This is a genomic window from Leifsonia xyli subsp. cynodontis, assembly GCF_050632205.1.
GTDB classification, from domain to species: Bacteria; Actinomycetota; Actinomycetes; order Actinomycetales; family Microbacteriaceae; genus Leifsonia; species Leifsonia xyli_D.
This window is the reverse complement of the sequence record NZ_CP192578.1, coordinates 1,424,165-1,435,937: the sequence shown is the minus strand read 5'-3', so window position 1 is coordinate 1,435,937 and position 11,773 is coordinate 1,424,165. Positions and strand designations below refer to the sequence as shown.

The following is an 11,773-nucleotide window of genomic DNA, read 5'->3' as shown; positions in this document are numbered from 1 at the left end:
GCTGTGTGCGCGCTTACAGCGGGTGCGCCGCCTCGGGGTCGACCACCGTCAGCTCGGCGATCTTCGCGGTGCGGTTGTCGCCCGAGGAGCGGCCGGTGAGGCGTCGGCCGACCCACGGCAGCACGTAGCGCCGGTAGTACTCCGCGGTGCGCCGCGTCTTCTCGCCGGGCGGTGCTGAGGCGACCTCCTCCACGCCCCACTCGGCGGGGACGGGCACGCCGAGGGCGGTGAGCACGTTGCTCGCGACGCGCGCGTGGCCCAGCGGACCGAGGTGGAGGCGGTCCTCCGACCAGTAGCGGAAGTCCTCCAGCCCCTCATCGGCCCAGTTGTCGACGAACGTGATGCCGTCGCGCGGCAGCATCGCGCGCACCGCGACCGCCAGCTCCTCGCCGCGGCGCCGCATGAGGCCGCCGAGCGGGAGGTGCGCGCTGGGGTTTGCGCCGCTCAGGAGGAGCATGTGGCTGCCGGAGGCGACCACGCGATCCGCCGCATCCATCAGGGTACTCGCGACGCCCTCGATGGACACGCGCGGCCGCATGATGTCGTTGCCTCCGCCGTTGAGGCTGATCAGGTCGGGGCGCTGCGCGATCGCCGGGTCCAGCTGCTCGGCCACGATCGGCCCCAGCTTGCGCCCGCGCACCGCGAGGTTCGCGTACCGGAACGGCCCGTCTGCGGCGGCGGCCATCCCGAGCGCCACGAAGTCGGCCCACCCGCGCACGCGGCCGTCGGGCAGATCGTCGCCGACACCCTCCGTGAAGCTGTCCCCGATGGCGATGTAGCTGGTGAATGGAGTGCTCGACACGGGTGCAACGCTACTCCGCGCGGCTAGCATGGGCGGCATCGGCAACGAGGCCGCGAAGGGGGATCCCATGCAGAAGGTCAGCACGTTCCTGTGGTTCGAGAACGGGGTGGAGGAGGCGGCGGCGCTGTACACGTCGCTGATCCCGAACTCGAGCATCCTGGAGGTCCAGCGGTTCGGCGAGGGGATGCCGGACGGACTGGTCGTGCTCCGCTTCACGCTCGACGGCGTGGAGTACCAGGCGATGAACACCGGCCCGGCGGGCGGCTTCACCGAGGCCTTCTCGCTCTCGGTGCTGTGCGACGACCAGGCCGAAGTGGACCGGCTGTGGGAGGCGCTCACCGCGGACGGCGGCGAGGAGAGCATGTGCGGCTGGCTGAAGGACCGTTGGGGCGTCAGCTGGCAGATCGTTCCGCGCCGTCTGATCGAGCTGCAGGGCGACCCCGACCGGGCACGGGCCGCGCGGGCGAATCAGGCGATGCTCGGGATGCGGAAGCTCGACATCGCCGCACTGGAGGCGGCCGCCGACGGGCGCTGAGCGGGCGCGCGTCCTGGCGGCGACGGGACTCAGCGAGCGATGAGGTTCTGCCAGCTGAGCAGGTGCTCGACGGTGACGCCGCCGTAGCCGCCGATTCCGGACAGTGCCGAGCGGACCGCGGCCGTCTCGCTCTCGAGCAGCGCAGCGCTGTCGTCGCCGAAGGTCGCCGCCGGCCCGCCGGCCACCTCGGGTGTATCCGTCTCGACGCCGACCGTGAACGGGACGCCCTGGGCGGCGGCCGCGGTCGCCGCGGGCTGGGCGAGCGCGACGAGGCCGTCCGTCCCCGCAGCGTGGTCGACGAAGGCGACGATCGCCACGGAGTCGAGGTGGGGGAGCAGCGCGTCGAGCGCGGTTCCGCCGCCCGGCTGCGGCTTCGCCTGCAGCCACCAGGGCAGGTCGGCGCCGATCGGCACAGAGCCGGCCGCGGCACGCGCGGCGTCGTACATCGTCTGGAGCTTCGTCACCACGGCCGGCAGTTCGGCGTCGGAGGACACCACCCACGGCTCGACGTCGAACTGGACGGCGTCGAACGGAGCCGCGCGGAGCGCCGCCGCGGTCCACGTGGCCGCGAGCGACGGGTCGTCCGCCCATCCACCGTCGCCGCCGAGAGCCGCGACCTTCGTCACGCCGGCGGCGTGCAGCGCATCCACCGCGTCCGTCAGCCAGGCGGAGAACGGTCCCTCGTCGGCCGCCCACGGCACGGAGAGGAAGACGGTGCGGAGGTGGTGGGCCGAGGCGAAGTCGGCGAGAGCCTGCGGGGCGAACTGCGGCATCCCGTGCCCGCGTGCGTCCAGGGCGGGGTCGATCGGGTCTCCCCAGGCCCACATCCCGGTGATCGCGGAGGACTCGGTGGTGATATCCGGGCGCACGGTCACGGCCGCCGCCGGAGCGGATGCCGCCAGCGCGGAGCCGCCGAGCGCGAGCGCGAGCGCCGAGGCGACGACGATGGAGCGGAGACGAGGGCCTTCCATGGCACACCCTTCAGACGCGGAACGTTTGCGGTACTGCAGATTCGGGTGTGCAGTAGGTCCATCATCCCAGTCCCGCGGCGTACGTCTACGCCGCGTTCGGGGTACAAACGCGTGCCGCCTCGCGTGGGCATTCGTCACGAATGGTCGCTATTCGGGGCGAAGAGCGACCATTCGTGACGAATGCTGCGGGGTGGAGGGTGAGAGGCGGGGTCAGTCGCGCCAGCCGAGGGCGGGCGCGATCTGCGTCACGATCGTCTCGAGCAGGTGCGCGTTGTAGTCGACGCCCAGCTGGTTGGGAACGGTGACGAGAAGCGTGTCCGCGTCGGCGACCGCCGCATCCTCCCGCAGCTCCTCGACGATGCGCTCCGGCTCGCCGACGTAGCTCTTGCCGAAGCGCGCCAGGCCGCCGTCGAGGTGGCCGACCTGGTCGTGCCGGTCGGCGAGGGCGGAAGCGCCGAAGTAGCGCCGGTCAAGGTCGGTCGTGATCGGCAGGATGCTGCGGCTGACGGACACGCGCGGCTCGCGCTCCCAGCCGGCGGCCTTCCACGCGTCGCGGTACTGCTGCAACTGCTCCGCCTGGAGGTCGGAGAACGGCACGCCCGTGTCCTCGGTCAGCAGAGTCGAGCTCATCAGGTTCATGCCCTGCTCGGCCGCCCACACGGCGGTCGCGCGGGTGCCCGCGCCCCACCAGATCCGGTCGGCGAGGCCGGGCGACTGCGGTTCGATCGCGAGGGCGCCGCGCTGCCCGCCCGTCATCGCCGGGTTCGCCTCGGCGACGCCCGCCCCGGCGATGGCCGCGCGGAACAGCTCGATGTGGCGCCGGGCCATGTCGGCGTCCGTCTCGCCATCGGCGGGCGCGTACCCGAACGACTCGTAGCCGCGCAGCGCCGTCTCGGGTGACCCGCGGCTCACGCCGAGCTGCAACCGTCCGCCGCCGATCAGGTCGGCCGCCGCCGCGTCCTCGGCCATGTAGAGGGGTTCTCGTACCGTGCGTCGATGACGGCGGTGCCGATCTCGATGCGCGATGTGCGCGCGCCCATCGCCGCGAGCAGCGGGAACGGAGACGCCAGCTGAGGCGCGAAGTGGTGGACGCGGACGAACGCGCCGTCCGCGCCCAGCTCCTCGGCCGCGACGGCGAGCTCGATGCTCTGCAGGAGGGCGTCCGCCGCGGTGCGCGACACGGAGCCGGGGATGGGCTGGTAGTGCCCGAAGCTGAGGAACCCGATGCGTTTCACATCCACTCCAATCGGTCCGCGCGCCAGCCTATTCCGCGGAGCCCGTTCCGCGCCCTCCGTCCTCCGCCGAGTGGTGACATCATGCCGCCACTCGGCGCCGATTCGCGCATCCACTCACCACTCGACGCCGACGGGGCTGCGCCGGAGCCCCTAGCTCGCTAGAGTCCGGATGTGGCGGAATGGCTGTGCGCGACCTGCGCGGTGGAGACGGTACCGATCGTGGATGCGGCCGGCGAGCACGCCCCGGCATCCTGCCCGATCTGCGAGGACGAGCGGCAGTACGTGCCGCCGACCGGCCAGGAGTGGACGACGCTGCAGCGGCTCCAGCGCGAGGGGGAGCGGGTCGTCGTCACCGAGCTGGAGCCCGATCTCTACGGTCTGCGCAGCGAGCCGAAGGTCGGGATCGGGCAGCAGAGCCTCCTGCTCCGCACCCCGGAGGGCAACCTCCTCTGGGACCCGACCGGCTACGTGGATGAGGCGGCCGCCGCGGCGGTGCAGGACCTCGGTGGCGTCGCCGTCATCGCGACCAGCCACCCGCACATGTTCGGCGCGCAGGTGACCTGGTCGCGGATGCTCGGCGACCCTCCGGTGCTCGTGAACGCGGCCGACCGGCACTGGGTGCAGCGCGAGGATCCGGCCATCCAGTCGTGGACCGGCGAGGTGGAGGTGCTGCCCGGCGTCACCCTGCGGACCGTCGGCGGGCACTTCCCCGGCAGCTCCGTCGTGCACTGGGACCGCGGGGTCGTGCTCAGCGGCGACACCGTCTTCCCGGGGCCGTCGCAGCAGTGGGTTACGTTCCAGCGCAGCTACCCGAACGACATCCCGCTCTCGGCCGCCGTGGTGCGGCGCATCGCGGACACCGTGTGCGACCGCCCGTTCGAGCGGATGTACGGCAACCTCGGCAACGTCGTGCTGCAGGACGCGCGCGGCGCGGTCCTCCGCTCCGCCGACCGCTACATCGGCTGGGTCAGCGGCGCGTTCGACCACCTCACCTGAGGTCCGGCGCGATCCGTGCTCCGGGCCTCACAGGAACGGCGCGAGCTCCAGCTCCATCGCGGGCTTCGGCTTCGCGCCGATGATCGTCTTCACCACCTGGCCGTCCTGGAACACCTTCATCACCGGCAGGGCGAGCGCCTTGTAGGCGACCGTCGTGTCCATGTTCTCGTCGGCGTTGATCTTGACGATGCGGATGCGGTCGGCGTGCTCCTCCTGCAACTGCTGCAGGATGGGCGACAGCGCCCGGCACGGACCGCACCATTCCGCCCAGAACTCGACGACGGTGGTGCCCGGCGCGGCGAGCACATCCTCCTGGAAGCTGGCGTCGGTGACGCTCTCGATCGTGGTCATGCGAGCACGCTAAGCCCTGACCCGAGGGGCAGGGTCAAGCGGTGCGGCGCGAATCCTGTGCGAGCATGGGACGAGGAGGTGCGCATGGAGATCCTGACCCCGCAGCAGATCCGCGAGTCGTTCGTCAACTGCTCCCGCAGCGAAGCCGAGGAGCTTCCGCTGCCCCCGGGCCTGCACGAGGTCGACTGGGCGCGCCGCGAGTACCTGGGCTGGCGGGACCCGCGGCTGCCGCAGCGCGGCTACGTCGTCATCCCGACGGCCGACGGCCCGGTCGGGATCGTTCTGCGCGCCTCTGAGGCCTCCATGCGGTCACACGTGCCCTCGATGTGCGGCTGGTGCCAGGATGTGCACCTCACCAACGACGTCTGGTTCTGGTCGGCGCGACGCGCCGGGCAGGCTGGCCGGAACGGCGACACGGTGGGGACGCTGGTCTGCGGCGCGTTCGAGTGCAGCGCCAACGTGCGCCGCACCCCGCCGCCGTCGTACGTGGGCTTCGACGCCGACCTGGTGGTCGAGGAGCGCATCGCGGGACTCGCTGAGCGGGCCCGCCGGTTCGCGGCGACCGTGGTCGGCGCGCGCATCTGAGATCGTCGTGCCGCCGGTGGGACTCGAACCCACACGCCCTTCCGGACAAAGCATTTTGAGTGCTCCGCGTCTGCCATTCCGCCACGGCGGCGCACAACAACACCTGAACAATACCGTAGGCTTTTGTGCGTGACTGACCAGGAATCGACCACCACCGCACCCCGCCGCGTCGTCGTGGCGGAGGACGAGTCCCTCATCCGCCTCGACATCGTCGAGACCCTGCGCGACAACGGGTTCGAGGTCGTCGGTGAGGCCGGAGACGGCGAGACGGCGGTCGCGCTCGCGACCGAGCTGCGCCCCGACCTGGTCATCATGGACGTCAAGATGCCGCAGCTCGACGGCATCTCGGCGGCGGAGCGCCTGTCGAAGGACCACATCGCCCCGGTCGTCCTGCTGACCGCGTTCAGCCAGAAGGAGCTCGTCGAGCGCGCGACCGAGGCCGGCGCCCTGGCGTACGTCGTCAAGCCGTTCACGCCGAACGACCTGCTGCCCGCGATCGAGATCGCGCTGGCCCGCTACCAGCAGATCATCGCCCTGGAGGCCGAGGTCTCCGACATGGTGCAGCGGTTCGAGACCCGCAAGCTGGTCGACCGCGCGAAGGGCCTCCTCAACGAGAAGATGGGCCTGTCGGAGCCGGAGGCGTTCCGCTGGATCCAGAAGGCCTCGATGGACCGCCGCCTGACCATGCACGACGTCGCCCAGGCGATCATCGAGCAGCTCGCGCCGAAGAAGTAGCACCGCCCGGCGCCCGAGGGGGAGCATCCGGCGGGTTTCGTCGGCTGCTCCTCCCCTTGCCGTTCTTGCCGGCGTGCCGCGTCCTCTGCTCCTCCCTTTCGGGCGGTCGCGTTCGCGCGGTCGCGTCTGGAAAGGAGGAACCGAGCCCCGACACGCGGGTCGATGACCGGAATGGGAGGGGCCGATGGCCCCAGCGCACCCGGAACTCCTCCGTTCCCGGCATGCCCGCCCGCGGCAGCCGCCTCCGCCTCACAGCTCCTTGATGAGGTTCGTGATGCGGATGGTCGAGCAGCGACGGCCTCGGTCGTCCGACACCGCGATCTCGTGCGTGGTCAGCGTGCGGCCGAGATGGATGGGCGTGCAGACGCCGGTCACGAAGCCGCTCGTCGCGGAACGGGTGTGCGACGCGTTGATCTCGATCCCGACCGCGAGGCGCCCTTCGCCGGCGTAGAGGTTGGCCGACATCGAGCCGAGGGACTCGCCGAGAACGACGTACGCGCCGCCGTGCAGGAGGTCGGCGGGCTGCGTGTTGCCCTCGACCGGCATCCGTGCCACGGAGCGCTGGATGCTGAACTCCAGCATCTCGATGCCCATCTTCTCGGCCAGCGCGCCGAGCCCTCTCTGCTGCACGTACGCGAGCGCATCTTCGGTCACGTCATCGGTCATCCTCGGCCTCTCCTGACGGTCGTCTGGACTGTCACCGGCCCCTTGTAGGCTGGCCTGGTGTCAGACTCCGAAAAGCCTACCCTCCTGATCGTCGACGGCCATTCGCTGGCATTCAGGGCTTTCTACGCTCTTCCGGTCGACAGCTTCGTGAACCGTGAAGGTCAGCACACGAACGCGATCCACGGCTTCATCGCGATGTTCATCAACCTGCTCCAGCAGCAGAAGCCGACGCACCTCGCGGTGGCCTTCGACATCTCCCGCTACTCCTTCCGCACGCGCGAATACCCGGAGTACAAGGGCACGCGCGGCGAGACCCCGTCCGAGTTCGCGGGCCAGGTCCCGCTGCTCGAAGAAGTCCTGCATGCGATGAACGTCACCACCATCGCGAAAGAGGACTACGAGGCCGACGACATCCTCGCCACCCTCGCGCGCCAGGGTGTCGAGCAGGGCTTCAAGGTGCTGCTCGTCTCGGGCGACCGCGACACCATCCAGCTCGTCAACGACGACGTGACGCTGCTGTACCCGAACGTCCGCGGGGTCTCCGAGCTCAAGGTCTACGACCCGGCGGCCGTGCGCGAGAAGTACGGCATCGAGCCGCATCAGTATCCCGAGATCGCCGCGCTCGTCGGCGAGACCAGCGACAACCTGATCGGCATCGACAAGGTCGGCGAGAAGACGGCCGTCAAATGGGTGCAGCAGTACGGCACGGTCGAGAACATCGTCGCGCACGCCGACGAGATCAAGGGCGTGGTCGGGCAGAACCTGCGCGATCAGAAGGAGAACGCCCTCCGCAACCGGCGCCTCAACCAGCTGCTCGACGACGTCGAGCTGCCCATCGGCCCGACCGACCTCGAGCGCAAGCCGCTCAACGAGAATGCGGTGCGCGACATCTTCGCCCGCCTCCAGTTCAAGACGCTGCTCGACCGCCTGATGAAGACCGCGGCCGAAGAGGGGATGCTCGACGGCGCATCCGCGTTCGCCCAGGTCGGCGACGCGGGAGCGGTGAGCGCGCCGGCCGTGCGCACGATGGTCGACGAGGAGCTGGCGAACTGGCTGTCGAAGGCGTCGGCCGACGGCGCTGCCGTCGCGGTCCAGCTCGAGACGGGACCCGCAGGCATCTCGGGCTTCGGGCTCGCCACCGCCGACGACACCGTCTACGTGCCGTGGGCGCCCGGGCGCCCGGACTATGCGGCGCTCGAGGAGTGGCTCGCGACCAGCGCGCCGAAGTACTTCTTCCACGCCAAGCCGCAGTTCAAGGCGCTGAGCCGTGCCGGCTTCGTGGTGGACGGACTGGCGTTCGACACCCGCATCGCCTCCTGGCTCGTGAAGCCCGGGGCCGCTGCGCAATCGCTGGCCGAGCAGGTGTACGAGGTGCTCGGCGAGACGCTCCCGGTCTCCGACCCCAACCAGCTCGTGCCGATCAACGACGCCGTCAGCCCGGCGACCGAGGCCTGGTACATCCGCCGGGTCGCCGAGGGCCAGATGATCGCCCTCGACGAGGGCACCCGGGGAGTGCTCGACGACATCGAGCTTCCGCTGGTCGCCGTGCTGGCCGAGATGGAGCTCAACGGCGTCACCATCGACTCCGAGGTGCTCGCCCGTCTGCGCGGCCAACTGACCGACAAGGCCAACGACTTCGCCGCGCAGGCGTACGCGCAGATCGGCCACGAGATCAACCTCGGCTCGCCGAAGCAGCTGCAGCAGGTGCTGTTCGAGGAGCTCGGGATGCCGAAGACCCGCGCCACGAAGACGGGGTACTCGACCGACGCCGGCTCGCTCGCCGACCTGCAGGAGAAGAACCCGCATCCGTTCCTCGGCCTGCTGCTGCAGCACCGCGACGCCACCAAGCTCAAGCAGATCGTCGAGACGCTGGAGCGCTCCGTCGAGAAGGATGGCCGCATCCACACCACCTACGACCAGACCGGCACGAGCACCGGCCGCATCTCGTCGAACGACCCGAACCTGCAGAACATCCCGATCCGCACGGAGGAGGGGCGCGAGATCCGCTCGGCCTTCACGCAGGGCGAGGGCTTCGAGACGCTGCTCACCGCCGACTACTCGCAGATCGAGATGCGGATCATGGCCCACCTGTCGGAGGACCCGGGGCTGATCGAGGCGTTCAACGGCGGGGAGGACCTGCACCGCTTCGTCGGCTCTCGCGTGTTCGGTGTCACACCCGCCGAGGTGAGCCCGGCGATGCGCACCAAGGTCAAGGCGATGTCCTACGGCCTCGCCTACGGCCTGTCGGCGTTCGGCCTCTCCAAGCAGCTGCGCATCGAGACCTCCGAGGCGCGGCAGCTGATGACCGACTACTTCGAGCGCTTCGGAGCCGTGCGCGACTACCTCCGCAACGTGGTCGAGCAGGCGCGCGTCGACGGCTTCACCGAGACGATCTTCGGCCGCCGCCGGCCGTTCGCCGACCTGACGTCCACCAACCGCGTCCTGCGCGAGAACGCCGAGCGCCAGGCGCTCAACGCGCCCATCCAGGGCTCCGCCGCCGACATCATGAAGGTCGCCATGCTCGGCATCGCCGGCGACATCATCGACCAGCGGCTCGACTCCCGGATGCTGCTGCAGGTGCACGACGAGCTCATCTTCGAGGTGGCCGCGGGGGAGTGGGATGCGCTCGAGGCGATCGTGCGCGCCCGGATGGCCGGCGCCGCCGACCTGCGGGTCCCGCTCGAGGTCCAGGTCGGCCGCGGCGCGAACTGGGACGCCGCCGCCCACTGACGATCTGCCGGGCTACGCTGCCGGTGTGAGTGAGCTGGAGCCGCGCCGGCCCCGGAGCCTCGGGAGGCGCCGTAAGCGGGCGGTCGTTCCGAGGCATATTCCGAGCGAGGTCGTGCCCGTGCCGTACGAAGAGGTGCAGGACTTCGTCCGCGATGCCATCACGGGAACGAGCCTGCGCGACCCGTTCGCGCAGGCTCTCGGCGGGTACGCGTTCTTCCAGCCGCAGCTGCGGTTCGTCCGGGTGGACGAGACGCATACGCGAATCGAGTTCGACGCGGTCGGCCGGGTAGGAGGTGCCGAGACGCTGCTGTACACGCGGCGGCTGGGCGAGATCGACCGCTTCTTCGTCGCACTCCGGGACGAGTTGGACCGGCGCGGCCTCGCCTGAATCGTGCACAGCGTTGCATCCGGACGACTTGTCCACAAAACCGACCGGCCCGTGCCGGTGTCGGACGCTCGTCGGTAGGGTCGGAGCATGACCAACGATCAGAAGCGCGAACCCACCCCGGTCGACACGATCGCCGAGGAGTGGGTCGACACCCAGCTCGAGCTCTATCCCGAATTCCACGTCTGGCTCGGCCGGCCCGGCCGCGAGGGCGAGTACGCCGACTACTCGCCCGCCGGCGCGGAGCACGCCATCGCCAAGGTGAAGGAGACGCTCGCCCGCATCGAGGCGGCAGAGCCGGTCGACGAGATCGACCGCATCACCAAGATGGACCTGAGCCGCGAACTGCAGCTCACGGTCGAGAAGCATGAGGCGGGGTTCGCTCAGCGCGACCTCAACGTCATCGCGTCGCCGGCACAGGAGCTGCGCGACATCTTCGACCTCGTGCCGACGGACACCGAGGAGGACTGGGCGAACGTCGCCAAGCGCCTCCACAACCTCCCCGCGGCGATGGAGGGCTACATCGAGACGCTGCGCAGCGGCATCGCGGCGGGCAACGTCCCCGCCATCCGCCAGGTGCGCGAGGTACTGGCGCAGGCGCGCAAGCAGGTCGCCGACACCGGCTTCTTCTACGAGTTCACGGCCGACGCGAAGCCGCTGAACGGCGTGCTGCCGGAGTCGCTCAAGGCCGACCTGGCGCAGGGCGCGAAGGAGTCCGCGCAGGCGTACGCCACGCTCGCCGACTTCTTCGAGAACGAGCTGGCGCAGCACGCCCCCGAGAAGGACGCCGTCGGCCGCGAGCTCTACGCGCTCGCGTCCCGTGGGTTCCTCGGCGCGACCGTCGACCTCGACGAGACGTACGAGTGGGGCATCGAAGAACTCGCCCGGATGCGCTCCGAGCAGGAGTCCATCGCCGGCGAGATCAAGCCGGGCGCGAGCGTGCACGAGGCGATCGCGTTCGTCGACGGAGACGCGAGCCGCAAACTGCACGGCACCGACGCTCTTCAGCGGTGGATGCAGGAGACCAGCGACCGTGCGATCGAAGAACTGGGCAAGTCGCACTTCGACATCCCGGCCGAGATCCGCCGCCTGGAGTGCATGATCGCGCCGACGCAGGAGGGCGGCATCTACTACACGGGCCCGAGCGACGACTTCGCCCGCGCGGGCCGGATGTGGTGGAGCGTGCCCGAGGGCGTCACCGAGTTCGACACCTGGCGTGAGCTGACGACCGTCTACCACGAGGGTGTTCCCGGTCACCACCTCCAGATCGCGCAGGCGACCTACAACAAGGCGCAGCTGAACTCGTGGCGGCGTATCGCCGGCACGTCGGGTCACGCCGAGGGCTGGGCGCTCTACGCCGAGCGCCTCATGGAGCAGCTCGGCTACCTCGACGACCCGGCCGACCGTCTGGGCATGCTCGACGGCCAGCGGATGCGCGCGGCGCGCGTGGTGCTCGACATCGGCGTGCACCTGGAGAAGCCGATGCCGGACGGCTCGCGTCCGTGGACGGGTGAAGACGCCTTCCCCTTCCTGCGCGAGAACGTGAACATGAACGATCCCTTCGTGCGCTTCGAGGTGAACCGGTACCTGGGCTGGCCCGGACAGGCGCCGTCGTACAAGATCGGTCAGCGCATCTGGGAGCAGCTGCGCGACGAGTACGCCCGCCGCGAGGGTGCTTCGTTCGACATCAAGGCCTTCCACAAGAAGGCACTCGACATCGGCGGCGTCGGCCTCGACACACTGAAGGCGGCGCTGCTCGACTGAGCAGCGCATCCTGTCGGT

The 11,773-nt window shown here is 70.2% G+C and carries 11 protein-coding genes, 1 tRNA gene and 1 pseudogene; 7 read left to right on the top strand and 6 right to left on the bottom strand.

Annotated features, from left to right (window positions below):
• Positions 1-13: 13 nt before the first annotated feature.
• Positions 14-802 carry an SGNH/GDSL hydrolase family protein gene (locus ACQ86M_RS07130; RefSeq protein WP_431247560.1) on the bottom strand — a complete coding sequence of 263 codons (789 nt, stop codon included), beginning with the start codon at positions 800-802 and terminating at the stop codon, positions 14-16.
• Positions 803-869: 67 nt separating this feature from the next.
• Between ACQ86M_RS07130 and ACQ86M_RS07125 the strand changes: the two genes are divergently transcribed.
• The gene (locus tag ACQ86M_RS07125; RefSeq protein WP_431247559.1) at positions 870-1,337 is read left to right on the top strand and encodes a VOC family protein; all 468 of its coding nucleotides are present in this window, start codon (positions 870-872) and stop codon (positions 1,335-1,337) included.
• Positions 1,338-1,366: 29 nt separating this feature from the next.
• Here the strand turns inward: ACQ86M_RS07125 and ACQ86M_RS07120 are convergent, their stop codons facing one another.
• Positions 1,367-2,308, bottom strand: coding sequence for a hypothetical protein (locus ACQ86M_RS07120; protein ID WP_431247558.1), 942 nt, complete (start codon positions 2,306-2,308; stop codon positions 1,367-1,369).
• A 210-nt stretch (positions 2,309-2,518) separates the two neighbouring features.
• Positions 2,519-3,549: pseudogene (locus tag ACQ86M_RS07115) on the bottom strand (LLM class flavin-dependent oxidoreductase).
• 213 nt (positions 3,550-3,762) lie between these two features.
• Here ACQ86M_RS07115 and ACQ86M_RS07110 point away from each other — a divergent pair.
• Positions 3,763-4,539, top strand: a complete 777-nt coding sequence (locus ACQ86M_RS07110; protein WP_431247858.1) for a hydrolase — start codon at positions 3,763-3,765, stop codon at positions 4,537-4,539.
• Positions 4,540-4,566: 27 nt separating this feature from the next.
• Here ACQ86M_RS07110 and ACQ86M_RS07105 read toward each other — a convergent pair whose 3' ends face one another.
• Positions 4,567-4,890, bottom strand: coding sequence for a thioredoxin family protein (locus ACQ86M_RS07105; protein WP_431221360.1), 324 nt, complete (start codon positions 4,888-4,890; stop codon positions 4,567-4,569).
• 84 nt (positions 4,891-4,974) lie between these two features.
• On the opposite strand from ACQ86M_RS07105, the gene ACQ86M_RS07100 reads away from it, so the two are divergent.
• The gene (locus ACQ86M_RS07100) at positions 4,975-5,475 is read left to right on the top strand and encodes an FBP domain-containing protein (protein ID WP_431221359.1); all 501 of its coding nucleotides are present in this window, start codon (positions 4,975-4,977) and stop codon (positions 5,473-5,475) included.
• 8 nt (positions 5,476-5,483) lie between these two features.
• On the opposite strand, the gene ACQ86M_RS07095 is transcribed toward ACQ86M_RS07100, so the two are convergent.
• Positions 5,484-5,566 (bottom strand) — tRNA-Leu (locus ACQ86M_RS07095).
• Between the two features lie 38 nt (positions 5,567-5,604).
• Between ACQ86M_RS07095 and ACQ86M_RS07090 the strand changes: the two genes are divergently transcribed.
• Positions 5,605-6,210, top strand: coding sequence for an ANTAR domain-containing response regulator (locus ACQ86M_RS07090; RefSeq protein ID WP_431221358.1), 606 nt, complete (start codon positions 5,605-5,607; stop codon positions 6,208-6,210).
• Between the two features lie 249 nt (positions 6,211-6,459).
• On the opposite strand, the gene ACQ86M_RS07085 is transcribed toward ACQ86M_RS07090, so the two are convergent.
• Complete coding sequence (locus ACQ86M_RS07085) at positions 6,460-6,876, bottom strand: hotdog fold thioesterase (protein WP_431221357.1); 417 nt, start codon at positions 6,874-6,876, stop codon at positions 6,460-6,462.
• 57 nt (positions 6,877-6,933) lie between these two features.
• Between ACQ86M_RS07085 and polA the strand changes: the two genes are divergently transcribed.
• From polA to ACQ86M_RS07070, 3 genes are all read left to right on the top strand, one after another.
• The gene (gene polA, locus ACQ86M_RS07080; RefSeq protein ID WP_431247557.1) at positions 6,934-9,606 is read left to right on the top strand and encodes a DNA polymerase I; all 2,673 of its coding nucleotides are present in this window, start codon (positions 6,934-6,936) and stop codon (positions 9,604-9,606) included.
• A gap of 118 nt (positions 9,607-9,724) precedes the next feature.
• Complete coding sequence (locus ACQ86M_RS07075; protein WP_431247556.1) at positions 9,725-9,994, top strand: hypothetical protein; 270 nt, start codon at positions 9,725-9,727, stop codon at positions 9,992-9,994.
• An 87-nt stretch (positions 9,995-10,081) separates the two neighbouring features.
• Positions 10,082-11,755, top strand: a complete 1,674-nt coding sequence (locus ACQ86M_RS07070) for a DUF885 domain-containing protein (RefSeq protein WP_431247555.1) — start codon at positions 10,082-10,084, stop codon at positions 11,753-11,755.
• The last annotated feature ends 18 nt before the right edge of the window (positions 11,756-11,773 follow it).

What these genes read in the sequence shown, in the direction of transcription:
- ACQ86M_RS07105 (WP_431221360.1), bottom strand. Translation starts at nt 4,890, where the DNA reads ATGACCACGATCGAGAGCGTCACCGACGCCAGCTTCCAGGAGGATGTG.
- ACQ86M_RS07120 (WP_431247558.1), bottom strand. Translation starts at nt 2,308, where the DNA reads ATGGAAGGCCCTCGTCTCCGCTCCATCGTCGTCGCCTCGGCGCTCGCG.
- ACQ86M_RS07085 (WP_431221357.1), bottom strand. Translation starts at nt 6,876, where the DNA reads ATGACCGATGACGTGACCGAAGATGCGCTCGCGTACGTGCAGCAGAGA.
- ACQ86M_RS07125 (WP_431247559.1), top strand. Translation starts at nt 870, where the DNA reads ATGCAGAAGGTCAGCACGTTCCTGTGGTTCGAGAACGGGGTGGAGGAG.
- ACQ86M_RS07100 (WP_431221359.1), top strand. Translation starts at nt 4,975, where the DNA reads ATGGAGATCCTGACCCCGCAGCAGATCCGCGAGTCGTTCGTCAACTGC.
- ACQ86M_RS07070 (WP_431247555.1), top strand. Translation starts at nt 10,082, where the DNA reads ATGACCAACGATCAGAAGCGCGAACCCACCCCGGTCGACACGATCGCC.